Genomic DNA, 25,258 nt, shown 5'->3' with positions numbered 1-25,258 from the left:
GCACTTCCATGGACGGACAGGGGTGACCATCTAGCGTAACGCGGCCGCGACCACCCCCCGTACGCCCGGAAGGTCAGAGGGCGTCCGCCTCCCCCTTGATCCCGTCCCAGAACCCGGGCAGCTCGGCCTCCACCGCCGCCGCCCGCTGCTCCTCACGCCCGTACAGCAGCCCGTAGGTGAAGGCGCTCTCCCCCGCCGCGTGGGCGACCGCGGACAGTTCGCGCAGGGTCTGCCGGGCCATCACGCTGTCCTGGTGCTCGCCCAGCAGGTTCTGGAGCGCCTTCATGGACTTGACCATGGTCTTGGCCGGCTTGCCGAGGGCCGGGCAGGCCGCCTCGGCCGCGTAGCGGGTGCGCTTGGTCTTCTTGCGGGCCTCGTGGATCGCGACGTCCCGATCGGTGCCGGGTTCCAGTTCCAGCGCCTGTCCGACGAGCCCGGAGACCTTGCGGAAGTCCTTCCGCACGGCCTTGGCGATCACCTTGTGGGGTTTCTTCCCGGCCGCCTTCAGCAGCGGCGGGTCCGCGATCAGCGCGTCCAGGGCGTCGAGCAGGGCGAGATGGCGCCGGGAGTCCAGTACTCCGATCAGCCGCGCACTCGACCCGCCCGGATTGACCCCCGACCAGGCGCTCAGTCGTTCGGCCACGGGCCCCGAGACCAGCGCCCCGGGCACCTCGTCGAGGGCCGCCGACAGTCGTTCGGTGAGCACCTCGCGGTCCCGGTCCACGCCCAGCTCGCCGGCCAGCCACTTCAGCTCGTCGCCGATCGGGTCGGTGACGTCCCGGTCGAGGACCTTGCCGTACGACTTGAGGGTGCTGCGCAGTCGGCGGGTGGCGACGCGCATGCTGTGCACGGAGTCCTCGACGTCCTGGCGGACGGCCGGGTCGAGCTCGACGATCGCGTCCCGCTGGGCGCGGACGTAGGCGAGGACGTGGTCGCCGGCGGTCACCGAGTCCGCGGTGACGGGGCTCTTCCGCGGGGGTGCGGTCTCGGCGAGGGCCCTGGCCAGCTTGGAGGAGGACCCGGACGGCCGTACGCCCGCCTTGCGCAGGCGTTTCTCCACCTTGTCGAGGAAGGCCGGGTCGCCGCCGTCGGCGAGTTCCACCTCGATCTCGGTCCACTGGGCGTCGCCCACGCCGCCGCTGAGCCGCTCGGCGTGCACGGCGTCCTCGCTGACCTCGGCGAGCAGCTTGCCCTCCGCGTCGAGGAGGTGGCGCACGTCGCGGTCGGAACGCAGCCGGACCACGGGCAGCAGTTCGACGTCCCGGACGCGGGAGCGGACCAGCGCGGCGAGTTCGTCGGGGAGGGTGTCGGACAGCGGGGCCCGGATCTCGTCGCGCACGCCCTGGGAGACGGGGAACTTCAGGTGCCAGCCGGCGTCCGATCCACCCGTACGGCGGCGCAGGGTGATCGAGGAGGCCATGAGGCGTTCGTCGGGCGTGTCGTAATAGGTGGCGTCCAGTCGCATCACGCCCTTGTCGACGACGGCCTCGACGCCGGCGACTCCGGTCAGATCGGGCAGGCCACCCTCGTCGGACTCGTACTTGCGTTCGATCTCCCGCTTTGTGTCCGCCATGATTCAAATCTAGTGGTCGGCCCCCGGTTCCGGCAGAGGGCCGACCGCCACCCGGACCACCCGGCCTACGCCGACATCGGCCGTTGCACCCTGATCGACTGCAGCAGTCCCACCGCCACCCACACCGCGAACATCGACGATCCGCCGTACGACACGAACGGCAGCGGCAGACCGGTGACCGGCATGATCCCGAGGGTCATGCCGATGTTCTCGAAGGACTGGAAGGCGAACCAGGCGACGATCCCGGCGGCCACGATCGTGCCGTACAGCTCGGTCGTCTCGCGGGCGATCCGGCAGGCCCGCCACAGGACGACCCCGAGCAGGAGGATTATCAGGCCCGCGCCGACGAAGCCCAGTTCCTCGCCGGCGACGGTGAAGACGAAGTCGGTCTGCTGCTCCGGCACGAACTGACCCGTGGTCTGCGAGCCGTGGAAGAGCCCCGCGCCCGTGAGGCCGCCCGAACCGATGGCGATGCGGGCCTGGTTGGTGTTGTAGCCGACGCCCGCGGGGTCGAGGCTGGGGTTGGCGAAGGCGGCGAAGCGGGCGATCTGGTACTCGTCGAGGATCCCGAGCTGCCACACGGCGAGCGCGCCGAGCGTTCCCGCGCCGAGGAGCCCGAAGACCCATCGGTTGGAGGCGCCGGAGGCGAGCAGCACACCGAGCACGATGATGACCATGACCATGACCGACCCGAGGTCGGGCATGAGCATCACGATCAGCATCGGTACGGCGGCGAGGCCCAGGGCCTGGAGCACCGTGCGGTGGTCGGGATAGGGCTTGTCGCCCGCGTCGACCCGGGCCGCCAGCAGCATCGCCATACCGAGGATGATCGTGATCTTCACGAACTCCGAGGGCTGGAGCGAGAAGCCGCCGCCGAGCACGATCCAGGAGTGGGCGCCGTTGACCGTGGAGCCCAGCGGGGTGAGAACCATCAGGAGCAGGAAGAGCGAGGCGCCGTACAGCAGGGGCACGGCGGTGCGCAGGGTGCGGTGGCCGACCCACACCGTGCCGATCATCAGGGCGAACCCGATGCCGGTGTTCATGAGGTGGCGGATCAGGAAGAAGTACGGGTCGCCCTGGTTGATCTCGGTGCGGTTGCGGGTCGCCGAGAAGACCAGGATCGAGCCGATCATGGAGAGGGCCAGGGCCGAGAACAGTATCGGCCAGTCCAGTCGGCGGGCCAGCGAGTCGCGGGCCAGCAGCCGGGTCCAGCCCGCGCGCGCGGGGCCGTACCCGGAGACCTGGAAACTGTTCGCCCCGGTCATGTGAGCATCCTCCGGCTCCCCCTCTTGCGGCGCCGCCTTCGGGTGTCACGGTTCCCGCCGGTCGACGTGTTCACGGTCGCGGCCTGCTGTGTCTCGTCCGGCTCGGGCGCGCCCTCCTGGCTCACCCGCTGGTCCTTGGCCGGGTCCTTGGCGATCTTCGGGGACTTGATGGTCCCGTCCGCCTGGACCTTCGGCAGGCTCTTCTGGGGGGTCGGCAGCAGGGCGTTCTTCTTGTCGATGGTGCCGTCGTCGGAGACGCCGTACAGGGCGTTGTAGATGTTGCGCACGGCCTCGCCGGAGGCGCCGGAGCCGGTACCGGCCTGGGCGATCGTCATGATGACCGTGTAGTCCTTGGAGTACGTGGCCAGCCATGACGTGGTCTGCTTGCCGTAGACCTCGGCGGTACCGGTCTTGGCGTGCAGCGGGATCTTGTCCTGCGGCCAGCCCCCGAACTTCCAGGCGGCCGTACCACGGGTGACGACCCCTTCAAGGGCTGTGTCCATACCCTTGACGGTGGCCTGGTCGATCGGCAGCCTGCCGACGGCCTTGGGCTTGATCTCCTGAACCGTCTTGCCGTCGGCGCTGACGATCGCCTTACCGATGGTCGGCTGGTACAGGGTGCCGCCGTTGGCGAGCGCCCCGTAGATCTTGGCCTCCTGGATCGGGGTGACGAGGGTGTCGCCCTGGCCGATGGAGTAGTTGATCGAGTCGCCCTCGCGCATCTTGTTGCCTTCGAGGCAGTTCTCGTACGCGATCTTCTCGACGTAGGAGCCGTCCTTCTTGCCGGTCCTGCACCAGGAGTCCTTGTTGGCCTTCCAGTACGACTCCTTCCACTGGCGGTCGGGGACGCGGCCGGTGACCTCGTTGGGGAGGTCGATGCCGGTCTCCTTGCCGAGGCCGAACTGGTGGGCGGCCTTGTAGAAGTAGTCCTTGGGCTCACCCTTCTTGGGGTTGATGCCGCCGTCCTTCTTCCACTCCCGGTCGGCGAGGCCGTAGAAGACGGTGTCGCAGGAGACCTCCAGGGCGCGGCCGAGGGAGATGGGGCCGAAGCTCTCCCCTTCGAAGTTCTTGAAGACCTGGCCGCCCACCGAGTACGAACTGGTGCACGGATAGCCGCCGTCCCACTCGTAGCCCGCCTCGACCGCGGCGGCCGTGGAGACGACCTTGAACGTCGAACCGGGTGCGGACTGACCCTGTATGGCCCTGTTGAGCAACGGGTAGTCGGAGCCCTTGCCGGTGAGCCTCTTGTAGTCCTTGGCGGAGATACCGCCGACCCAGACGTTCGGGTCGTACGTCGGTGCGGACGCCATGGCGACGATCCGGCCGGTCTTGGCCTCCATCACGACCACGGCACCGGAATCGGCCTTGTAGTTCTCGCCGGTGATCTTGTCGAACTGCGTGCGGGCGATCTTCATCGCGTCGTTCAGCTCGTACTCCGCGACGCGCTGGACGCGGGCGTCGATGCTGGTGACGAGGTTGGCGCCGGGCTGGGCCTCGTCCGCCTCGGCCTCGCCGATGACGCGGCCGAGGTTGTCGACCTCGTAACGGGTGACGCCGGCCTTGCCGCGCAGCGCCTTGTCGTACTGGCGCTCAAGACCCGAGCGGCCCACCTGGTCGGAGCGCAGGTAGGGCGAGTCGGTGTCCTGGGCCTTGGTGATCTCGTCGTCGGTGACCGGGGAGAGGTAGCCGAGGACCTGGGCGGTGTTGGACTTGCCGGGGGCGGCGTAGCGGCGCACGGCCTCCGGCTCGGCGGTGATGCCGGGGAAGTCCTCGGCGCGCTCACGGATCTGCAGGGCCTGCTTGGGGGTGGCCTCGTCGGTGATGGGGATGGGCTGGTACGGCGAGCCGTTCCAGCAGGGCTGGGGGGTCTTGGCGTCACAGAGCCGGACCTTGAACATGACGTCCTTGGCGGACATGCCGAGGACCTTGGCCAGCTTGGCGAGGACGGCCTTGCCGTCGTCCCTCATCTTCAGCAGGTCGGTGCGGGAGGCGGAGACCACGAGGCGGGTCTCGTTGTCCGCCAGGGGCACTCCGCGGGCGTCCAGGATGGAGCCGCGCACGGCGGGCTCGACGACCTGCTGGACGTGGTTTCCGGAGGCTTCCCTGGCGTACGCGTCGCCCTCGCGGATCTGGAGGTACCAGAGGCGGCCGCCGAGGGTGCCGAGGAGGGACAGCACGAGGATCTGGATGACGACGAGTCGGATCTGGACCCGTGGGGTCCGTCCGGTCTCCGGAATGTTAGTCATGGGCGAAGCCCATCCCTTTGAGGGTGGTGGTGGGAGACGGGTGGGCATTGGTCACTGCGGCTGCCGCCCCCTCTCAGTGTGTGTATGTGTCATATACGGCGAACCTGTGAACGCGGTCCGCCGACTCCCGTGGGATCACAGCCGCTTGACCCCCTTGATACGGCCCACCCGCGCGGTACGGGTCCGTGCCTTCGTCTTCAGGCTGCCGAGCCCGCCCCGCTGGCCGCCGATCTTCAGACCCGTGCCCGAGGAGAGCCAGCCCGAGGAGATGTCCGCCGACTTGGCCGCGGAACCGGCCTCGGCGAGGGGGTCGTTCTCGGCGCGGCGGGCGAGCGCCATGATGCCGGGGACGACGAACGGGGCGAGCAGCAGGTCGTACAGGGAGGCCGTGAACAGCAGGCTGACGAGGCCGACATGGCGGGCGGCGGTGTCGCCGACGAGGGCGCCGACACCGGCGTACAGCAGGGTGGTGCCGATGGCGGCGACGACCACGACGACCATGGGGCCGGTGGCCGACTTGAGTCTGCCGTTCTCCGGTTTGGCGAGGCCGGCGAGGTAGCCGATGACGCACAGCACCAGGGCGTAGCGGCCCGCGGCGTGGTCGGCGGGCGGGGCGAGGTCGGCGAGGAGACCTGCGGCGAAGCCGACGAGGGCGCCGCCGACATGGCCGTAGACCAGGGCGAGGCCGAGGACGGTGAGGAGCAGCAGGTCGGGGACGGCGCCCGGGAGGTGGAGGCGGGCGAGGACGCTCACCTGGACGACCAGGGCGACCACGATCAGGGCGGCGGACAGCAGGATCCGGTTGACGCGCATGACTACAGCTCCTACTGCTCTTGCTGGATCTGGCCGCCGACCGGCGCATTGGCGGACGGGGTGACGGTGACCGTCACGGTCGGCGTGGGCGTCGGCTTCGGTTTGGCGGGCAGCACCGTGTCGCGCGGGTCCTTCTTCGGGGCCTGGACGACGACGCCGACGATGTCGAGCTTGCTGAAGCTGACGTACGGCGTGACGTAGAGGGTGCGAGTGAGGTCACCCCCGGAGGGGTCGACGCGGGAGACGACGCCGACCGGGACGCCGGGCACGAACGGCTTGTCGGCCTGGGAGCCGAAGGTGACCAGGCGGTCGCCCTTCTTGATCTCGGCCTTGCCGTTGAGGAGTTCGACGCGCAGCGGGCGGTCGCCCTGGCCGGAGGCGAAGCCGAGTTCGTCGGTGGCCTCCATGCGGGTGCCGACGGTGAAGTCGGGGTCGTTGGCGAGGAGCACGGTGGCGGTGTTCGGGCCGACGGTAGTGACGCGGCCGACCAGTCCGTCGCTGTTGAGGACGGTCATGTCGCGCTGGATGCCGTCGCCCGCGCCGACGTCGATGGTGATGGTCCAGGAGAAGCCCTGGGCCGCTCCTATGGCGATGACCTGGGCACCCTTGATGCCGTACTGGCCCTCGCCGGCGATCTTCAGCATCTTGTCGAGCTGCTTGAGGCGGCTGGAGTTGCGGTCGTCGCTGCCGAGTCTCGCCTTGAGGGCGGTGTTCTCCTTCTCCAGCGCGGCGAGCCGGTCGTGCCGCTCGTCGGAGTCGCGGATGGCGGAGACGGCGTTTCCGACCGGGTCGACCGCGGCTGACACACCGTTCTCGACGGGTCCGAACACGGCGGCCGCGCCTTGGCGGGCACCGTCGACCGGCGAGTCCTCCCCGCCGCGGATGTCGACCGTGATCAGCGCGAACGCGACGGCGATCAGCAGCACCAGGAGCAGCCGGCTCTCTCGTGTGTCCCTCACGTGCGGCGGCCGTGCCCTTCCTATTGGAGTTGCGTTTGTGGGAGCTTATGCCTCTATATCAACGATCCGCCGCACGAGAGGAGATCATCTCGTACGGCGGAATCGAAGAGTTACGTCATCTGCGCGGCTGGGCGTCCAGCACCTGCTGGAGCGCCTCGAATTCCTCGACGCACTTCCCGGAACCGAGCGCCACGCTGTCCAGCGGGTCCTCGGCGATGTGGATCGGCATGCCGGTCTCCCGGCGCAGCCGCTCGTCGAGTCCGCGCAGCAGGGCGCCGCCGCCGGTGAGGACGATGCCGCGGTCCATGATGTCGCCGGAGAGCTCCGGCGGGCACTTGTCGAGGGTCGTCTTGACGGCGTCCACGATGGCGTTGACGGGTTCCTCGATCGCCTTGCGGACCTCGGCGGCCGAGATGACGACGGTCTTGGGCAGCCCGGAGACGAGGTCCCGGCCGCGGATTTCGGTGTGCTCGTCAGCGTCGAGGTCGTACGCCGAACCGATCGTGATCTTGATCTGTTCGGCCGTCCGCTCACCCAGCAGGAGGGAGTACTCCTTCTTGATGTGCTGGATGATCGCGTTGTCCAGCTCGTCGCCCGCGACGCGGATGGACTGGGCGGTGACGATGCCGCCGAGGGAGATGACCGCGACCTCCGTGGTGCCGCCGCCGATGTCCACCACCATGTTGCCCGTGGCCTCGTGGACCGGCAGGCCGGAGCCGATGGCGGCCGCCATGGGCTCCTCGATGATGTGCACCTGGCGGGCGCCGGCCTGGGACGACGCCTCGATGACGGCGCGGCGCTCGACGCCGGTGATGCCCGAGGGGACACACACGACGACGCGCGGCCTCGCGAGATACCGCCGCTTGTGGATCTTCAGGATGAAGTAGCGGAGCATCCGCTCGGTGATCTCGAAGTCGGCGATCACGCCGTCCTTCAGCGGTCGCACGGCAACGATGTTGCCGGGGGTCCGCCCGATCATCTTCTTCGCTTCGGCGCCGACAGCCAGAATTCCACCGGTGTTCGTGTTGATCGCGACGACGGACGGCTCGTTGAGTACGATCCCGCGACCCCTGACGTACACCAGCGTGTTGGCGGTCCCGAGGTCGACAGCCATGTCACGGCCGATGAACGACATTGAGTTCCCCATCAGGATTCGTCTGGCCTTCCTGGGAGCTTTTGAGGGCTTTTCAGGTCGGCGAAGTGGGTGCTGTGACGTGAAGGCTTCCATCGTAGACGCGCCTGCACGAACACTGCGCGAGGGTCTTCGCCATTGTCAGCAGATCAAACGCCGCCTCGCTTGTGGAGACGGCCCATAGGGGGTTCTCGTTCCCCCGATCGGCGCGCATATGCCGAGGGACGGCCGAAAATGTACGGCCGCCCCAGGTCAGAGGGCAGGGCGAACTGACGCTCCCTCAGAAAATGCCACCAAACCTACGCACGGGACCTATGCGCGGCCCGGGAAGAAGATCTTCACCTCGCGCTCGGCGGACTCCTCCGAGTCGGACGCGTGGATGAGGTTCTCGCGGACGATGACACCGAAGTCCCCACGGATGGACCCGGGCGCGGCGGCGATCGGGTCGGTCGGGCCCGCCAGTTGGCGTACGCCCTCGATGACCCGCTCACCCTCGACGATCAGCGCCACGACCGGACCGGACGCCATGAACTCCACCAGGGGCTCGTAGAAGGGCTTGCCCTTGTGCTCGCCGTAGTGCTGCTCCAGCGTGTCCTGGTCCAGGGTGCGCAGTTCCAGCGCGGTGATCTGCCAGCCGGCCTTGCGCTCGATACGGCTGATGATCTCGCCGGTCAAGCCACGACGGACGGCGTCGGGCTTGAGGAGGACGAGGGTGCGCTGGCTCACGAGGGGCTCCTAACCTGCTGACATGTGCGGTGGGACGACATTACAGGGCGTGTCGGTGCGCTCGTCACACAGCGTCAGGTGTAGTGGAGTCCGCCGGGGCGGCTTGGGCGGCGAATCTCGCCTTCGCCTCGTCGATCTTCCGGCCGTAGTGCACGGAGGCCCACCACAGAGCCGCGAAGACCACGCCCATGAAGAACATCGTCGGCACCACGAAGCCGGAGGCGATCAGAGCGACCTGGAGCGCCCAGCCGAGGGCGACGCCGCCGGGCCGCGTCACCACCCCGCACAGCGCGAGGCAGAAGAACATGGCGATGCCGCTGACCGTCCACACCGTGGACGTGGCCAGGTCGGGGTCCTTCATCGCGACCAGTCCGGCGAAGCCGATGACGAAGAACTCGCCGATCAGCGTCGAGGCACAGAGCGTACGCATGACCTGGCTCAGCCCCTTCCCAGCAGCAGCCGGGCCTCGCCGACCGTGATGACCGACCCGGTGACGAGCACACCGCCGCCCGCGAACTCGCCGTCCTCCTCGGCCAGCGTGATCGCCTCCTCCAGGGCGTCCGGCAGCCGCGGCTCGACCTGCACGCGCTCCTCGCCGAACACCTCGACGGCGATCGCGGCGAGCTCGTCGGCGTCCATCGCGCGGTGACTGGAGTTCTGCGTGATCACGACCTCCGCGAAGATCGGCTCGAAGGCCTCAAGGAGCCCCCGCACGTTCTTGTCGCCGCTCGCGCCCACCACGCCGATCAGCCGGCTGAAGTCGAAGGCCTCGCCGACCGCCTCGGCGGTGGCGCGGGCGCCGGCCGGGTTGTGGGCGGCGTCCAGGACGACGGTCGGGGAACGCCGTACGACTTCGAGGCGGCCCGGCGCGGAGACGGCCGCGAAGGCCTTGCGGACGGTGTCGATGTCCAGGCGGTCCGGGCGCTGGGCACCCACGCCGAAGAACGCCTCCACGGCGGCGAGCGCCACGGCCGCGTTGTGCGCCTGGTAGGGGCCGTGCAGCGGCAGGTACACCTCTTCGTACTCGCCGCCGAGGCCGCGCAGGGTCATCAGCTGGCCGCCGACGGCGACCTGCCGGGAGACGACTCCGAACTCCAGACCCTCGCGCGCAACGGTGGCGTCGACCTCGACGGCTTTCTTCAGCAGGACCTGCGCCGCGTCCACCGGCTGCTGGGCCAGGACGACGGTCGCGTCCTGCTTGATGATCCCGGCCTTCTCGACGGCGATCTCCCCCGGAGTCCCGCCGAGCCGGTCGGTGTGGTCCAGGTCGATGGGGGTGACCACGGCGACATCACCGTCGATGACGTTGGTCGCGTCCCAGGAGCCGCCCATGCCGACCTCGACGACGGCCACGTCGACCGGCGCGTCCGCGAAGGCGGCGTACGCCATGCCGGTCAGCACCTCGAAGAAGGACAGCCGGTACTGCTGCGAGGCGTCGACCATCTCGATGTACGGCTTGATGTCGTCGTACGTCTCGATGAAGCGCTCGGCGGAGATGGGCGCCCCGTCGAGGCTGATGCGCTCGGTGACCGACTGGACGTGGGGGCTGGTGTAGCGGCCGGTGCGCAGTTCGAAGGCGCCGAGGAGGGCCTCGATCATGCGGGCCGTGGAGGTCTTGCCGTTCGTCCCCGTGATGTGGATCGAGGGGTACGACCGCTGCGGCTCGCCCAACAGGTCCATCAGCGCGGCGATGCGGCTGACCGAGGGCTCCAGCTTGGTCTCGCCCCAGCGGCTGGCCAGCGCCGCTTCGACCGTACGCAGGGCCTTGTCGACCTCGGGGTCCTCGGGCCGTGCGGGCACGTCGGCCTCCGGCGGGCCGCCCTGGGTGCGCAGGGTGCGGCTGCCGGCCTCGATGACCGCGAGGTCGGGGTCTCGGTCGGTCTCGTTGGCGATGATCTCGTCGAAGGGGTCGCTGTCGCTCACACGGTCAGTTTAGGGCTGCGCCCACGGAGAGGGGTGACTGGTCCCGTTTGGCGGGCGCGGGGAAGTTTGTGGCTGGTCGCGCAGTTCCCCGCGCCCCTGTAGGTCCTACTGCTGGGGCAGCCTGTCCAGCTGGGTCTTGATCCTCGCGATGTCCTCGTCCGCCTTGGCCAGGCGGCCGCGGATCTTGTCCACGACGTTGTCCGGGGCCTTCGCCAGGAACGCTTCGTTGCCGAGCTTGGCGTTGGCCTGGGCCTTCTCCTTCTCGGCGGCCGCCAGGTCCTTCGCGAGGCGCTTGCGCTCCGCCGCCACGTCGATCGTGCCGGAGAGGTCGAGGGCGACCGTGGCACCGGCGACCGGGAGGGTCGCCGTGGCCGCGAAGCCCTCCTCCTCCGGCTGGAGGCGCAGCAGCTGGCGGATGGCCGGCTCGTGCGGGGCCAGGGCGGTGCCGGTGAGTTCCAGGCGGGCCGGGACCTTCTGGCCGTCCTTCAGTCCCTGGTCCTTGCGGAACCGGCGGACCTCGGTGACGACCCGCTGGACCAGCGCGATCTCGTCCTCGGCGTCCTTGTCGCGGAAGCCGCTGTCCGCCGGCCACTTACCGACGACCAGGGACTCGCCGCCCGTGAGCGTGGTCCACAGGGCGTCCGTGACGAACGGGATGACCGGGTGGAGCAGCCGCAGCGTCACGTCGAGGACCTCGCCGAGGACCCGGCCGGAGACCCGGGCCTGCTCGCCGCCCGCGAAGAACGTCGTCTTCGACAGCTCGACGTACCAGTCGAAGATCTCGTCCCACGCGAAGTGGTAGAGCGCGTCGGCGAGTTTGGCGAACTGGTAGTCGTCGTAGTACGCGTCGACCTGGGCGACCGTCGTGTTGAGCCGGGAGAGGATCCAGCGGTCCGTCGCCGACATCTCGGAGGCGTCCGGCAGCGGGCCCTCGACCGTGGCGCCGTTCATCAGGGCGAAGCGGGTGGCGTTCCAGATCTTGTTGGTGAAGTTCCGGGAGGCCTTGACCCAGTCCTCGCCGATCGGCACGTCCGCGCCCGGGTTGGCGCCGTTGGCGAGGGTGAAGCGGACGGCGTCGGAGCCGTAGGCGTCCATCCAGACCAGCGGGTCCACCGCGTTGGGGTTGGACTTCGACATCTTCTTGCCGAACTCGTCGCGGACCAGGCCGGTCAGCGCGATGGTGTGGAAGGGGGCCTGGCCGTCCATGGCGTAGAGGCCGAACATCATCATCCGGGCGACCCAGAAGAAGATGATGTCGTGGCCGGTGAGCAGGACGTCGGTCGGATAGAACTTCCGCAGGTCCTCGGTCTGTTCGGGCCAGCCGAGCGTGGAGAACGGCCACAGGCCGGAGGAGAACCAGGTGTCCAGGACGTCGGAGTCCTGGGTCCAGCCCTCGCCGGTGGGCGGCTCGTCGTCGGGGCCGACGCAGACGACCTCGCCGTCGGGGCCGTACCAGATCGGGATGCGGTGGCCCCACCACAGCTGGCGCGAGATGCACCAGTCGTGCATGTTGTCGACCCAGTCGAAGTAGCGCTTCGACATGTCCTCGGGGTGGATCTTGACGCGGCCGTCGCGGACCGCGTCACCGGCGGCCTTGGCGAGCGGGCCGACCTTGACCCACCACTGCATCGAAAGGCGCGGCTCGACCGTGGTCTTGCAGCGCGAGCAGTGGCCGACGGAGTGCATGTACGGGCGCTTCTCGGCGACGATGCGGCCCTGCTCCTTGAGGGCGCCGACGACGGCCGAGCGGGCCTCGAAGCGGTCCTGGCCGAGGAAGGGGCCGTGGACGGTGATCACGCCGTGCTCGTCCATGATCGTCAGGGACGGCAGGTCGTGGCGGCGGCCGATCTCGAAGTCGTTCGGGTCGTGCGCCGGGGTCACCTTGACCGCGCCGGTGCCGAACTCGGGGTCGACGTGGGTGTCGGCGACGACCGGGATGGTGCGGTCGGTGAGCGGGAGCTTGATCTGCTTGCCGATGAGGTGCTGGTACCGCTCGTCGTCGGGGTGGACGGCGACGGCCGTGTCACCGAGCATCGTCTCCGCGCGCGTGGTCGCGACGACGAGGCTGTCCTCGCCCTCGCCGTAGCGGATGGAGACCAACTCGCCCGCGTCCTCCTGGTATTCCACCTCGATGTCGGAGATGGCCGTCAGACAGCGCGGGCACCAGTTGATGATGCGCTCGGCGCGGTAGATCAGCTCGTCGTCGTAGAGCCGCTTGAAGATGGTGAGGACGGCCTTGGACAGGCCCTCGTCCATCGTGAACCGCTCACGGCTCCAGTCGACGCCGTCACCGAGGCGCCGCATCTGGCCGAGGATCCGGCCGCCGTACTCCTCCTTCCACTGCCAGACGCGCTCGACGAACTCCTCGCGGCCCAGGTCGTGTCGGGACTTGCCCTCCTCGGCGAGCTGCTGCTCGACCTTGTTCTGGGTGGCGATGCCGGCGTGGTCCATGCCCGGCAGCCACAGCGCCTCGTAGCCCTGCATGCGCTTGCGGCGGGTCAGGGCGTCCATGAGCGTGTGCTGGAAGGCGTGGCCCAGGTGGAGTGAGCCGGTGACGTTCGGCGGCGGGATGACGATGGTGTACGGGGGCTTGTCGCTCTTCGCGTCGGCGGTGAAGTAACCGCGCTCCACCCAGCGCTCGTACAGCGGCCCCTCTACCTCGGCCGGCGCGTACTGGGTCGGCAGTTCGGTGCTGGGCGCTGTGGGCTGCTGCTGAGCGTTCTCGGTCACGGGGTCAGTTTAGGGGTGTCCCGGGCGTGTCCCGAAACGCGTTTGTTCTGTAACGGTGGGGCCCCGATGCCGTGCGCCGTCCGCGCCTGAGCCAGGATGTCAGGAACACATAAGCATCTGGAGGGGAACCCAGAGATGAGTCACAACCAGCCGGGCCCGTACGGGCAGCCCCAGCAGCCCGGGCAGCAGCCGCAGCCCGGGCCGTACGGCCAGCCGGGCCCCTACGGCCAGCCGCCGCAGGCTCCGCAGGGCCAGCCCCAGCCCGGCTACGGCTACCCCCAGCAGGCACCGCAGTCGCCTCCGGGGCAGCCCGGCTACCCCCAGCAGCCGCCGCAGGGTCAGCAGCCCCAGCCCGGTTACGGCTACCCGCAGCAGGGTGGCGTCCCGCCGCAGACCCCGCCGTATGGCCAGCCCCAGGCCCCCTACGGCCAGCAGGCCCCGTACGGCCAGCAGCCGCCGTACGGCCAGGCCCCCTACGGCGTCCCGCAGCCCCCGGCGCCGGGCGGTGGCAAGGGCAAGATGATCGGCATCATCGTCGGCGGGGTGGCGGTCGTGGCCGCGATCGCGGTCGGGGCGTATCTGGTCCTCGGCAACGGGAGCGGCAGCGGCGGTTCCGACATCACCGACGACGGGGCGCACAAGCTGGCCGCACCGGCGACGATCCTCGACGGGGACTACAAGAAGGGCGGCGACGGCGGGCTCGGTGCGCTGAGCGACAGTGACGTCAAGGACGCCGAGTCGTGGGGCGTCAAGGACGCCAAGGACGTCAGCGCGACCTACTCCTCGGGCACAGGGCTCAGCGTGAAGTCCCTGATGTTCGCCGGCGTGTACGGCACGATCGACGACCCGGAGAAGGTCGTCGACTCCATGTTCGCCGAGGCCAAGAGGGGCTCCTCGAAGGACTCCGGCTCGGGCTCCTTCGTGGGCAGCCCGCAGGAGTTCACCCCCGCGGGCTTCGAGAACGGCGTCATGAAGTGCCAGGAGGTCAAGACCACCGAGTCCGGCCAGACCCTGTCGATGCCGGTGTGCATCTGGGGTGACCACAGCACGGTGACCTACGTCTTCGCGTACGACATGGCCGCCCTGACCGAGGGCAAGAGCACCACGATGACGGAGGCGGCCGAGCTGACCGCCAAGGTCCGCAACGACGTGCGCGTCAAGTCCTGACAGACGTCGGTACCTCAACGGCGAAGGGGCCCCGGTCGGTTGACCGGGGCCCCTTCGCAAGTCCGTGAGGACTACGCCGTCTTCTGCTCGCCCGAACCCCGTCCGCGCGCGTCCCGCGGGATCAGTGTCGGGTTGACGTTGGAGTGGACGACGTCCGCCGTGATGACGACGCGGGCCACGTCCTTGCGGGACGGGATCTCGTACATGACGCCCTGCAGGACCTCTTCCATGATGGCGCGCAGGCCGCGCGCGCCGGTCTGGCGGAGGATGGCCTGGTCGGCGATGGCCTCCAGGGCCTCGCGCTCGAAGTCCAGCTCCACGCCGTCGAGTTCGAAGAGGCGCTGGTACTGCTTCACCAGCGCGTTGCGCGGCTCGACCAGGATCTGGAGGAGGGCCTCACGGTCCAGGTTGTGGACCGAGGTGATGACGGGGAGGCGGCCGATGAACTCGGGGATCATGCCGAACTTCACCAGGTCCTCAGGCATGACGTCCTCGAACTGGTCCTTGGCCTCCAGCTCGCGCTTGGAGCGGATCGTCGCGCCGAAGCCGATGCCCTTGGCGCCCGCCCGGGACTCGATGAGCTTCTCCAGGCCCGCGAAGGCACCGCCCACGATGAACAGGACGTTCGTCGTGTCGATCTGGATGAACTCCTGGTGCGGGTGCTTGCGTCCGCCCTGCGGCGGGACCGAGGCCGTGGTGCCCTCGAGGATCTTCAGAAGCGCCTGCTGCACGCCCTCGCCGCTCACGTCCCGCGTGATCGACGGGTTCTCGCTCTTCCGCGCGACCTTGTCGATCTCGTCGATGTAGATGATCCCGGTCTCGGCCTTCTTGACGTCGTAGTCGGCCGCCTGGATCAGCTTCAGCAGGATGTTCTCGACGTCCTCGCCGACGTAGCCCGCCTCGGTGAGCGCCGTCGCGTCGGCGATCGCGAACGGGACGTTCAGCATCCGCGCGAGGGTCTGGGCGAGGAGCGTCTTGCCGGAGCCCGTGGGGCCCAGCAGAAGGATGTTGGACTTCGCCAACTCGATCGCGTCGTCACGGCTGCTGCCGCCGCCGTTCTCGCCGGCCTGGACTCGCTTGTAGTGGTTGTACACCGCCACGGAGAGGGCCTTCTTGGCCGAGTCCTGGCCCACCACATAGCCCTCGAGGAACTCGAAGATCTCGCGGGGCTTGGGGAGTTCCTCCCAGCGCACCTCGCTCGTCTCCGCGAGTTCTTCCTCGATGATCTCGTTGCAGAGGTCGATGCACTCATCGCAGATGTACACACCAGGCCCTGCGATGAGCTTCTTGACCTGCTTCTGGCTCTTGCCGCAGAACGAGCACTTGAGCAGATCGCCGCCGTCACCGATGCGTGCCACGGTGTGCTTCCCCTTCGCCTGGGAGACGCCTAGGTACAGCGGCTCCTGGTGCTGCCTTATGTCCGACGGTACCTTGCCGGGCCCCCCGTTCGGGCCCCCCTTGGCAGGGTTCACTTTGACGTGCACTGTGCCAAGGGGCGGCATATCCTACGGGTCCGCGTCAGCGGACGGCGGCGTTGTTCATCTTCCGGGTGGAGATGATCTGATCGATCAGGCCGTACGCCAGGGCGTCGTCGGCCGTGAGGATCTTGTCGCGCTCGATGTCCTCGCGGATCTTCTCGATCGGCGTGGTCGAGTGCTTGGCCAGCAGGTCTTCCAGCTGCGCGCGCATCCGGAGGATCTCGTTGGCGGCGATCTCGAGGTCGGAGACCTGGCCGCGGCCGGTCTCGCTGTAGGGCTGGTGGATCAGCACGCGCGCGTTGGGCAGCGCCATGCGCTTGCCGGGCGTACCGGCGGCCAGCAGGATCGCGGCGGCGGAGGCCGCCTGGCCCATGCAGACCGTCTGGACGTCCGGCTTCACGAACTGCATGGTGTCGTAGATCGCAGTAAGCGCCGTGAAGGAGCCGCCGGGGCTGTTGATGTAGACCGAGATGTCCCGGTCGGGGTCCATCGACTCCAGGCACAGCAGCTGCGCCATGACGTCGTTGGCGGAGGCGTCGTCGATCTGCACGCCGAGGAAGATCACGCGCTCCTCGAAGAGCTTCGCGTACGGGTCGTACTCGCGGATGCCCTGCGAGGTGCGCTCGACGAAGCGCGGGATCACATAGCGGGACTCGGCACGCGGGCCGGTGTACTCGGCCTCGGTGCGGGCGTAGAGGCCGCTGCCGGGGAAGTCGTTCACTGTCTGTCTCCTAGGGGCTTAGGCGGTCGGCTGAGGGGCTGTACGGGGGTGTTGTGGCCCCGCATGGGGCTCAGGCCCCGGTGCCGCCGCCGCCCGGCATACCGGCGGCCGTGGCGATCACGTCGTCGATGAGGCCGTACTCCTTGGCCTCGTGGGCGTCGAACCAGCGGTCGCGGTCCGAGTCGCGGGTGATCTGCTCGATCGTCTGGCCGGTGTGCTGCGAGGTGAGCTCGGCCATGCGCTTCTTGGTGTGCAGCAGCCGCTCGGCGTGGATCTTGATGTCCGAGGCCGAACCGGCGAGGCCGGCGGACGGCTGGTGGATCAGGATCTCGGCGTTCGGCAGCGCGAAGCGCTTGCCGGGAGTGCCCGCGCTGAGCAGGAACTGGCCCATCGAGGCCGCGAGACCCATGGCGATGGTCACCACGTCGTTCTTGATGTACTGCATGGTGTCGTAGATCGCCATGCCGGCGGTGATCGATCCGCCGGGGCTGTTGATGTAGAGGTAGATGTCCTTTTCCGGGTCAGCGGCAAGGAGCAGCAGCTGCGCGGTGATCTTGTTGGCGATGTCGTCGTCGACCGCTTGGCCGAGGAAGATGATCCGCTCGCCGAGCAGCCGGTTGTAGACCTGGTCACCGAGGCCACCACCGATGGAGGGGTCGCCGGCGGCGGAGGGCATCAGATTCGTCACGTATCCACCTGCTCGTCTTACGACGGCGCCGGGCCGTCTCACGTGTTCCCGTCCGGGGGCTGGGCAGTTCGAGGGACTTCCCTGCCCTGGTACTCATGGACCCTAACGCGCTGGTGTCCTTGGGGAATCCCGGTAAGGGGGGTGTTCGCCGGGGGCGTAGCCCGTGGTATCGCCGGTTCAGTGCCGGGCGCGGCCGTCACGTGGCTCGCCGCGCGGTTCCCGGCGCCCCCGGCCGGGACCTGCGACCGCAAGCAGGAAGGGCCCCGGAGACCTGCGTCTCCGGGGCCCTTCCTGTGACGTTCGAGAGGCCGTGGGCTCAGCCCTCGGTCTTCTCCTCGGCCTCGGCGGGGGTCTCCTCGCCCTCGGCCGGGGTCTCCTCGGAAGAGGCCTCGACGGTCTCGGCCGTCTCGTCCTCGTCGTCGTCCAGGTCGACGACCTCGCCGTTGGTGTCCTTGACCGTGGCGGCCTCGACCACGACGGCCAGGGCCTTGCCGCGGGCGACCTCGCCGACGAGGAGCGGGACCTGACCGCCCTCGACGACCGCCTGGGCGAACTGGTCGGGGGACATGCCGGAGGAGGCGGCGCGCCGCATGAGGTGCTCGGTGAGCTCCTCCTGATTGACGTTCAGCTTCTCGCGCTTGACGAGCTCGTCCAGCACGAACTGGGTCTTGATGCCCTTGACCGCGGCTTCCTTGGTCTCGGCGTCGAACTCCTCGGCCGTCTTGCCCTGGATCTCGAGGTACTTCTCGAGGTCGAGGCCCATCTGGCCGAGCTGGTGGTGCTCCAGGTTGTGCTTGCGGGTGTTGATCTCGTCCTCGAGGAGCTTCTCGGGGACGGGCACCTCGACGAGCTCCAGGAGCTTCTCCAGGACGCGCTCCTGGGCCTGGGTGGCCTGGTCGTACTGCTTCATGTTCTCGAGGCGCTTGCGGCTGTCGGCCCGCAGCTCGTCGAGGGTGTCGAACTCGGAGGCGAGCTGCGCGAACTCGTCGTCCAGCTCGGGCAGTTCGCGGGCGGCGACCTGGGTGACCTTGACGGTGACCTCGGCCTCCTTGCCGGCCGCGGAGCCGCCCTTGAGCTCGGAGGTGAAGGTGGCCTCGCCACCGGCCTCCAGGCCCTTCACGGCGTCGTCGATGCCTTCCAGCAGCTCGCCGGAGCCGATGGTGTAGGAGACGCCGCTGGCGACGCCGTCCTCCAGCACCTCGCCGTCGACCTTGGCCTCCAGGTCGATGGTCACGACGTCGCCGTCCTCGGCGGCACGCTCGACGGGGGACGTCGAGGCGAAGCGCTCACGGAGCTGCTCGACCGACTGGTCGATGTCCTCGTCGGTGACCTCGACGGCGTCGACCTCGACCTCGATGCCGGAGTAGTCCGGGATCTCGATGGCCGGGCGGACGTCGACCTCGGCGGTGAAGTTCAGCGTCTCGCCGTCCTTCAGCTCGGTGATGTCGACCTCGGGCTGGCCCAGGACGTCGATCTCGGCCTCGTTGACCGCTTCGGTGTAGAACTTCGGAAGCGCGTCGTTGACGGCCTCCTCCAGCACCGCACCGCGGCCGAACCGCTGGTCGATGACGCGGGCCGGGATCTTGCCCTTCCGGAAGCCCTTCACCGTGACCTGCTGGTTGATCTTCTTGTACGCCGCGTCGAGGCTGTCCTTGAGCTCCTCGAAGGGCACCTCGATGCTGAGCCGAACCCGAGTCGGGTTCAGGGTCTCCACGGCGCTCTTCACGGTTCGGTCTCCTTGTGGCTGACTTCTCGGATTCTGCCGGGGCCAGAACGGCTCCGGCGGATCGCCGCCCGGAGGATCTTCTGTAAGGAGAGGCACACGGGCGTGCAGCTTGCATAGTAACGGCAGCGGCGACACGCCCCAAAGGCGATCACGGACTCGGTCACGCGAGCTGATCGCGCTGGTGGTCGGGGTGGCGGGATTTGAACCCACGGCCTTCCGCTCCCAAAGCGGACGCGCTACCAAGCTGCGCCACACCCCGTCTGGTGCGACACGTAGGGTACATGCCCGCAGGCAGCGGGGTTGCCGCATTTCGCGAGCCGCAGGCAGAACCAGGCACATGGGCGCCTACGACTACAGGCCCGCCGGCGCCACCGAAGCCAGCCCGTCACCGCTCGCCCGAGCCGCCTCGACCTGAGACGCAGGCAGTGCGGAGCCCGGGGAAACGGGGCCGCGCCCCCTCTTTCGGCCTTCCCGCGGCCCTCTCGCCCGCTCGCGCGCTCATGGTGCAGCCGATCATGACCTGCCGCCTTCGGCCCGGCTGGTCCCCGCCGTCGAAGTGGCGTTCCGCTTGCTTGATCGGCTGCATCGCATGGACGGACACCATCGAAGAAGCACCCGGACGGGGACGCCCGCTCTGCGGGGAACGGGCTCGGAACCACACCGGCGCCCGGTGGCGGCCGCGCGCGACAACTCACCTCACGACCGGCGCGTCGCCACCGACCCTCTTGCTGCCTGGGCGACTCGCAGGGTGACCTCGCTCGCGCTCCGCCGACGGACCACGAGCGAGGACACACCGGGCGGTGACGGACCACGAGCAAGGACACGCCGGGCAGTGGGAGACACGGGAGGGGCATCCAGTCCGCTCCCACAGGGCAGCCGGTCGCTGAGAGGGGCGGGTGTCGGTGGTGAGAGCCCGCGCCCGGCCAGGAGCGTTCCGCGTGGGCCGGGGCAGGGCGAAAGCGGTGCGAGGGCTCCGTACGTCTCAGGAGGTGACGGACGTGGTACCTGAAAGGGTGGCGTCCGCGGCCGCCCCCGTTCGTCTGCCGTGGCGTCGGGGGCGCGTGGCGGAAGGGGTGTGCGGCGAGGGGTGACGACCCGGTACGATGCTTTCGTGCCGTCGGTCAGCGGACCGCGGCGCGTGCTGTGCGGGCGTAGCTCAATGGTAGAGCCCTAGTCTTCCAAACTAGCTACGCGGGTTCGATTCCCGTCGCCCGCTCCGAGAAGGCCTCCGGCCCGGTCCCTCAGGGGATCGGGCCGGAGGCCTTTGGTCTGTCCGTCCCGTGTGCCGGGGCTAGAACTGGATCGAGTTGATGGTCTCCGCTATCGAGTCCAGGAAGCGTTGGATGTCGTCGGCCATGCCGGTCGAGGCGAGGAAGAAGCCGAAGAGCACCGCGACTATGGCGGGGCCGGCCTTGATGGAGCCTCCCCGCATCAACACCACCAGGATGATCCCCAACAGCAGCACCACTGACAGCGAAATGGCCACAACTGATCACACCCTCGGTCGGTCCCGCTCTCCCGGCCCGGGGACGCGACCCCGCGACCCCCGCCAGAACCATCGTGCCACCAACGCGGCCCGCATATGCGGCCGGTGAGGCAACGTTTGGCCATGCCGATACACGCACCGCACCACCTGGCCGGTTCCTTTCGGTCGTCGGCCACCGCGTCCGCACATTTCGTCCGCAGGGAATTCGAAGCACCGACACACATGTGCGACAGCCGTGGTTATGCGGCATTTCAGGGGGATTAATCCAGACAATACAGGCCTGTTGAAGACGGCTCAGAAGTGAACAACCAGCAACGAGACGGCCGGTTTTACGGAAGCACACAGCCCGGACTAGGGTGCCTCAGATGTTTCCAGCCGCCGCCGACGCAGTCCCCCGTCCGCGCCCGCCGCAGGACCCTCCTCACAAGCAGCGTGACTCCTTCTTCGACAACGCCAAGTACCTGGCCATCGTCCTGGTGGCGGTCGCGCACACCTGGGAGCCGCTCAAGGGCGACAGCCGGATCCTGGAGGGCGTGTACACGGTGGTGTACTCGTTCCACATGCCGGCGTTCATCGTCATCTCCGGCTTCTTCTCGCGCAGTTTCGACATGCGCCCGGACCGGCTGAAGCGCCTCGTCACCGGCGTCGCGGTGCCGTACATCGTCTTCGAGACGGCGTACTCCCTCTTCAAGCGCTACGCCGACCACAACCCGGGCATGGAGATCAGCCTCCTGGACCCGTGGTTCCTGACCTGGTTCCTGGTGGCGCTGTTCATCTGGCGGCTGACCACGCCGATCTGGAAGCTGGTGCGGTGGCCGCTGCCGCTCGCGCTCGGCATCGCGATGCTGGCGTCCGTGACCCCGGACATCGGCGACGACCTGGACCTGCAGCGGGTGTTGCAGTTCCTGCCGTACTTCGTGCTGGGCCTGGTCATGAAGCCCGAGCACTTCCGGATGGTGCGCCGGCGCTCACTGCGGATCGCGGCGGTGCCGGTGTTCGCGGCCGCCCTCGCCGTCGGCTGGTGGGCGGTGCCGCGCATGGACACCGGGTGGTTCTACCACCGCGACGCCGTCCAGGAGTTGGGCGCGCCCTGGTGGACGGGTCCCGTCATGGTGCTGGCCATGTTCGGGAGTTCGCTGCTGCTCACGGCCTGCTTCTTCGCCTGGGTGCCGGGCCGGCGCATGTGGTTCACCACGCTCGGCGCGGGCACGCTGTACGGCTATCTGCTGCACGGCTTCCTGATCAAGGGCGCGGACTTCGCGGGCTGGTTCGACCACGCCCGGCTGCACCGTCCGGCCGGTGAGCTCTTCGTGAGCGCGCTGGCCGCGATCGCCGTCACCCTGCTGTGCACCGCGCCGGTGCGCCGCGTCTTCCGGTGCGTGATGGAGCCCGACATGGAGTGGGCGTTCAGGCGGGAGGCGGCCGAGGTGGCGCGCGGGCGCGAGCAGAAGGCGGCGGCTCCCCGGGAGCGGGTCAACGCCTAGCCGGACGCCGGCAGACGGAGAAGCGCGCGCATTCTGGCGTACTTCTCGGTCAGTCGTCTCCGGGTCGCCTCGTCGAGGACCGCCAGGCGTGCCGGGTCCGCGTTGTGCGCGAGGTCTGCTTGTTTCACCAGCAGGGCGCCCGGGGTCGCGAGGATGCGCCCGGCGTACGCCTCGGGCGGCTCTCCGGCCCGCTTGGTGACGGCGAGCACGATGTCTTTCGTACGGCGGCTCAGCGCGGCCTCGTCGAGCCACCGCGCGGAGAGCGCGTCGTCCTCGACGGAGTCGTGCAGCCAGGCCGCCGCGATCTGCTCGTCGTCGCCGCCCCGCGCGCGTACGCCCTCGGCGACGGCCCGCAGGTGTTCGGCGTAGGGATGTCCGGCCTTGTCGGTCTGGCCCTCGTGCGCGGCGCGGGCGAGGGACTCGACCTCGGCCAGGCTCAACTCGTCGGTCATTCCCCCAGTGTGTCGCGCCCCAGCGGCGCGGCGCCGCGCGGGCCGGGAGGCGGGTCGCGGTGAGGCCGAGCACGGTGATCGTGCCCGCGAACGAACGGCTAGCGCGGCATCGCCTGAGCCGTCGGTCCCTCCCGGCAGATCAGCAGCAGCGCCCGGTCGTCGTTGACGTCCTTGGCGACCGCCTCGATCAGGTGCCAGGCGGCGCCGTGGAAGCCGCCGGCCACATACCGGTCGGCCTCGCCCGTCAGGCGGTCGATGCCCTCCACGATGTCCCGTTCGGAGGTCTCCACCAGACCGTCGGTGAAGAGCATCAGGACATCGCCGGGACGCAGTGATCCCTTGACCGGGTCGAACTGGGCCCCGTCGTAGACACCGAGGAGGGGGCCCTCCGCGGCCTTCTCCTCCCAGCGGCCGCTGCCGGCGCTGAGCTGGAGCCCCGGCGGATGGCCGGCCGAGTAGAGCTCGTAGTCGCCGGAGTCGAGGTCCAGGACCAGGTGGATCGAGGTCGCGAAGCCCTCGTCCCAGTCCTGGCGCAGCAGATAGCCGTTCGCGGCGGGCAGGAAGGCGTGCGGGGGCAGGGAACCCAGCAGGCCGCCGAACGCTCCCGACAGCAGCAGCGCACGCGACCCCGCGTCCATGCCCTTGCCGGAGACGTCGGTCAGGACGACCTCCAGCGTCCGGCCGCCGTTCGTACGGGCCGCGACCACGAAGTCGCCGGAGAAGGACTGTCCGCCCGCGGGACGCAGCGCCATCTCCCGGTGCCAGCCCTGCGGCAGGTGCGGCAGCTTGCTCTGCACCCGGATGCGTTCGCGCAGGTCGAACAGCATGGTGCCGCCTCGCCGCCAGGGCACCCCGACCCGGCTGCGGAACTGGGCGATCAGCAGGCCGAAGAACCCGCAGGCGGCCACGACCAGGACCACGCCCGGGGTGACCCGCGAGGGCCCCTCGGTGTACGGCCCCAGCCGCACCGACTCCACGATCAGCGCGGTCGCCGCCGCCGCGTACAGGCCGAGCAGGCTCGCCGGGCGCAGCAGCAGTCCGCCGGCGACGATCGGGAGGACCAGCGCGACCGGTGAGCACCACACCGAGTTCATCAGGGTGACGGCCGCGATCACCGGGACGGTCAGGAGCAGGCCCGCCAGCGCGACCCAGTCCGAGCCGTCGCCGCGGAAGTAGTCCACGGCGCTTCGGCGCAGGCCGACGCGGACCCGGTGCCACTGCATCCTCAACCGGGCCGTGAACGTCTCGGCTTCCGCGCGCCGCTCTCGTCCTGCTGCCATTAGTTCGGGACCTTATCCGTCGAACCCCCTGCTTGGCACAGGAGGTACGACTTGTCCCCCGTGCGAGGTTCAACTTCACAGACGCCGAAGGGCCGTACGCGCCCCTGCTCACGACGGGTGCCGGTGAAATTCCCTCGCTCGTCCCGCAATGCCCTGGTAGGCATGGTTCATGGGGACTGACTTGCGGGTGCTTCGACAGGACGAGTGGGACGAGTGGTACGACAACCTGATCCGCGCCTTCGGCGGGGTTCCGGAGTCGGCCGAGGAACTGGAGCTGTTTCGTCAGCTCACCGAGCACGACCGCTCCATCGGCGTCTGGGACGGCGAGCGGTGTGTGGGTACGGCGGGGGCGTTCGGCTTCCGGATGACCGTGCCGGGCGGGGCCGCCGTGCCCGCCGCGGGCGTGACCATGGTCAGCGTGGCCGGGACGCACCGCCGGCGCGGGGTGCTGACCTCGATGATGCGCCGCCAGCTGGACGACGTGCGCTCCTGGGGCGAACCGCTGGCCGTGCTCACCGCCTCCGAGCCGGTGATCTACGGCCGGTTCGGGTACGGCGTCGGCACCTACCACGTCAACGCCGACATCGACACGACCCGGGTACGGCTGTCCCTGCCGCCCGGCACCGACGACGTACTGCTGCGGTACGCGGCGCCCGCCGACGTGCTCGACGCGTGCGAGGCGGTCTACGCCCGGCTCGTGCCCCGGCGGCCCGGGATGATCGCCCGGATTCCGGGCTGGGAGCGGCTCGGGCTGCTCGACCCGGAGAGCGAGCGGGGTGGCGCCTCACCGCTGCAGTGCGTGGTCGCGGAGCGGGACGGGGAGGTCGTGGGGTTCGCGCGGTACCGGGTCAAGGCGGACTGGGAGCCGGCCGGGCCCAAGGGGACGGTGGTGCTCTCCGACCTGGAGGCGCTGGATCCGGCCACCCACGGCGCGCTGTGGCGGTTCCTGTTCGACCTCGACCTCACCTCGCGGATCGACGTCCGGCGGCGGCCGGTCGACGAGGTCTGGCAGTACCTCGTCTCCGACGTCCGGCGCTGCTCGCTGCTGGTGCGGGACTCGCTGCACGTGCGGCTGGTCGACGTGGCGGCCGCACTTGAGGCGCGGACCTATCAGACGCCGGTGGACGTGGTGTTGGAGGTCGAGGACGCCTTCTGCCCCTGGAACAGCGGGCGTTGGCGGCTCAGCGGGGACGCGAAGGGCGCGTCCTGCGACCGTACGACGGACCCGGCCGATCTCGCCCTGTCCGTACGGGAGTTGGGGGCGGCCTATCTCGGCGGGGTGAGTCTCGCCGCGCTGGCGGGGGCCGGTCTGGTGCGGGAGCTGCGGCAGGGGGCGCTGGCCGAGGCGGCGGTGGGGTTCGGGTCGGCGGTGGCGCCGTGGCTGCCGCACGGGTTCTAGGGCCCGGCCG

Annotated in this window: 20 protein-coding genes and 2 tRNA genes; 4 read left to right on the top strand and 18 right to left on the bottom strand. The window is 69.3% G+C overall.

Going from position 1 to position 25,258, the window contains the following annotated elements; genetic code table 11:
- Positions 1–73 precede the first annotated feature (73 nt).
- The 10 genes from ABZT02_RS14170 to ABZT02_RS14125 all read right to left on the bottom strand — a co-directional run bounded on the left by ABZT02_RS14170 (position 74) and on the right by ABZT02_RS14125 (position 13,367).
- The gene (locus tag ABZT02_RS14170) at positions 74–1,573 is read right to left on the bottom strand and encodes a CYTH and CHAD domain-containing protein (protein WP_356017598.1); all 1,500 of its coding nucleotides are present in this window, start codon (positions 1,571–1,573) and stop codon (positions 74–76) included.
- A 65-nt stretch (positions 1,574–1,638) separates the two neighbouring features.
- The gene (gene rodA, locus ABZT02_RS14165) at positions 1,639–2,838 is read right to left on the bottom strand and encodes a rod shape-determining protein RodA (RefSeq protein WP_356017596.1); all 1,200 of its coding nucleotides are present in this window, start codon (positions 2,836–2,838) and stop codon (positions 1,639–1,641) included.
- The gene (mrdA, locus tag ABZT02_RS14160; RefSeq protein ID WP_356017594.1) at positions 2,835–5,084 is read right to left on the bottom strand and encodes a penicillin-binding protein 2; all 2,250 of its coding nucleotides are present in this window, start codon (positions 5,082–5,084) and stop codon (positions 2,835–2,837) included. Before mrdA ends, rodA begins: the two co-directional genes overlap by 4 nt.
- 135 nt (positions 5,085–5,219) lie before the next feature.
- A complete protein-coding gene (gene mreD, locus ABZT02_RS14155; protein WP_356017592.1) occupies positions 5,220–5,897 on the bottom strand; it encodes a rod shape-determining protein MreD in 678 nt (225 codons plus the stop codon).
- A gap of 11 nt (positions 5,898–5,908) precedes the next feature.
- A complete protein-coding gene (gene mreC / locus ABZT02_RS14150) occupies positions 5,909–6,856 on the bottom strand; it encodes a rod shape-determining protein MreC (protein ID WP_356017590.1) in 948 nt (315 codons plus the stop codon).
- Between the two features lie 115 nt (positions 6,857–6,971).
- Positions 6,972–7,991: a rod shape-determining protein gene (locus ABZT02_RS14145; RefSeq protein ID WP_004931372.1), complete on the bottom strand. Its 1,020-nt coding sequence runs from the start codon at positions 7,989–7,991 to the stop codon at positions 6,972–6,974.
- Between the two features lie 309 nt (positions 7,992–8,300).
- Complete coding sequence (gene ndk, locus ABZT02_RS14140) at positions 8,301–8,714, bottom strand: nucleoside-diphosphate kinase (RefSeq protein ID WP_007382017.1); 414 nt, start codon at positions 8,712–8,714, stop codon at positions 8,301–8,303.
- Between the two features lie 64 nt (positions 8,715–8,778).
- On the bottom strand, positions 8,779–9,144 hold the full coding sequence (locus ABZT02_RS14135; RefSeq protein WP_356017588.1) for a DUF4233 domain-containing protein: 366 nt from the start codon (positions 9,142–9,144) through the stop codon (positions 8,779–8,781).
- 8 nt (positions 9,145–9,152) lie between these two features.
- Positions 9,153–10,637 (bottom strand): folylpolyglutamate synthase/dihydrofolate synthase family protein, encoded by a 1,485-nt coding sequence (locus ABZT02_RS14130; RefSeq protein ID WP_356017585.1) that lies wholly within the window; start codon positions 10,635–10,637, stop codon positions 9,153–9,155.
- Between the two features lie 105 nt (positions 10,638–10,742).
- The gene (locus tag ABZT02_RS14125) at positions 10,743–13,367 is read right to left on the bottom strand and encodes a valine--tRNA ligase (RefSeq protein WP_356017583.1); all 2,625 of its coding nucleotides are present in this window, start codon (positions 13,365–13,367) and stop codon (positions 10,743–10,745) included.
- A gap of 135 nt (positions 13,368–13,502) precedes the next feature.
- Here ABZT02_RS14125 and ABZT02_RS14120 point away from each other — a divergent pair, with 135 nt between their 5' ends.
- Positions 13,503–14,534 (top strand): hypothetical protein, encoded by a 1,032-nt coding sequence (locus ABZT02_RS14120; protein WP_356017581.1) that lies wholly within the window; start codon positions 13,503–13,505, stop codon positions 14,532–14,534.
- A 71-nt stretch (positions 14,535–14,605) separates the two neighbouring features.
- Here the strand turns inward: ABZT02_RS14120 and clpX are convergent, their stop codons facing one another.
- The 5 genes from clpX to ABZT02_RS14095 form a co-directional block, all read right to left on the bottom strand.
- The gene (clpX, locus tag ABZT02_RS14115) at positions 14,606–15,892 is read right to left on the bottom strand and encodes an ATP-dependent Clp protease ATP-binding subunit ClpX (protein ID WP_356017578.1); all 1,287 of its coding nucleotides are present in this window, start codon (positions 15,890–15,892) and stop codon (positions 14,606–14,608) included.
- A gap of 160 nt (positions 15,893–16,052) precedes the next feature.
- Positions 16,053–16,733, bottom strand: coding sequence for an ATP-dependent Clp protease proteolytic subunit (locus tag ABZT02_RS14110; protein WP_007382023.1), 681 nt, complete (start codon positions 16,731–16,733; stop codon positions 16,053–16,055).
- Between the two features lie 70 nt (positions 16,734–16,803).
- Positions 16,804–17,409: an ATP-dependent Clp protease proteolytic subunit gene (locus ABZT02_RS14105; protein ID WP_050789879.1), complete on the bottom strand. Its 606-nt coding sequence runs from the start codon at positions 17,407–17,409 to the stop codon at positions 16,804–16,806.
- A 328-nt stretch (positions 17,410–17,737) separates the two neighbouring features.
- Entirely contained in the window at positions 17,738–19,147 is a 1,410-nt protein-coding gene (gene tig / locus ABZT02_RS14100) for a trigger factor (RefSeq protein ID WP_356017575.1), read from the bottom strand.
- A gap of 182 nt (positions 19,148–19,329) precedes the next feature.
- A tRNA-Pro gene (locus ABZT02_RS14095) sits at positions 19,330–19,406 on the bottom strand.
- An 886-nt stretch (positions 19,407–20,292) separates the two neighbouring features.
- Between ABZT02_RS14095 and ABZT02_RS14090 the strand changes: the two genes are divergently transcribed.
- Positions 20,293–20,363, top strand: a tRNA-Gly gene (locus ABZT02_RS14090).
- Between the two features lie 75 nt (positions 20,364–20,438).
- Here ABZT02_RS14090 and ABZT02_RS14085 read toward each other — a convergent pair.
- Positions 20,439–20,633 carry a hypothetical protein gene (locus tag ABZT02_RS14085; RefSeq protein WP_007382026.1) on the bottom strand — a complete coding sequence of 65 codons (195 nt, stop codon included), beginning with the start codon at positions 20,631–20,633 and terminating at the stop codon, positions 20,439–20,441.
- A gap of 365 nt (positions 20,634–20,998) precedes the next feature.
- On the opposite strand from ABZT02_RS14085, the gene ABZT02_RS14080 reads away from it, so the two are divergent.
- Positions 20,999–22,117, top strand: a complete 1,119-nt coding sequence (locus ABZT02_RS14080; RefSeq protein WP_356017573.1) for an acyltransferase family protein — start codon at positions 20,999–21,001, stop codon at positions 22,115–22,117.
- Here the strand turns inward: ABZT02_RS14080 and ABZT02_RS14075 are convergent.
- Together ABZT02_RS14075 and ABZT02_RS14070 are read right to left on the bottom strand one after the other, a co-directional pair.
- Positions 22,114–22,569 carry an HD domain-containing protein gene (locus ABZT02_RS14075; RefSeq protein WP_356017570.1) on the bottom strand — a complete coding sequence of 152 codons (456 nt, stop codon included), beginning with the start codon at positions 22,567–22,569 and terminating at the stop codon, positions 22,114–22,116. The two genes, ABZT02_RS14080 and ABZT02_RS14075, sit on opposite strands and share 4 nt — an antisense overlap.
- A 98-nt stretch (positions 22,570–22,667) precedes the next feature.
- Positions 22,668–23,849 (bottom strand): PP2C family protein-serine/threonine phosphatase, encoded by a 1,182-nt coding sequence (locus ABZT02_RS14070; RefSeq protein ID WP_356017568.1) that lies wholly within the window; start codon positions 23,847–23,849, stop codon positions 22,668–22,670.
- Between the two features lie 169 nt (positions 23,850–24,018).
- On the opposite strand from ABZT02_RS14070, the gene ABZT02_RS14065 reads away from it, so the two are divergent.
- Positions 24,019–25,248 (top strand): GNAT family N-acetyltransferase, encoded by a 1,230-nt coding sequence (locus ABZT02_RS14065; protein ID WP_356017566.1) that lies wholly within the window; start codon positions 24,019–24,021, stop codon positions 25,246–25,248.
- Positions 25,249–25,258: the final 10 nt, after the last annotated feature.

It is taken from the genome of Streptomyces sp. NPDC005402 (genome assembly GCF_040606575.1).
Lineage (GTDB): Bacteria > Actinomycetota > Actinomycetes > Streptomycetales > Streptomycetaceae > Streptomyces.
Note: the sequence above shows the minus strand (reverse complement) of the source record. Positions and strands in the feature narration are given on the sequence as shown.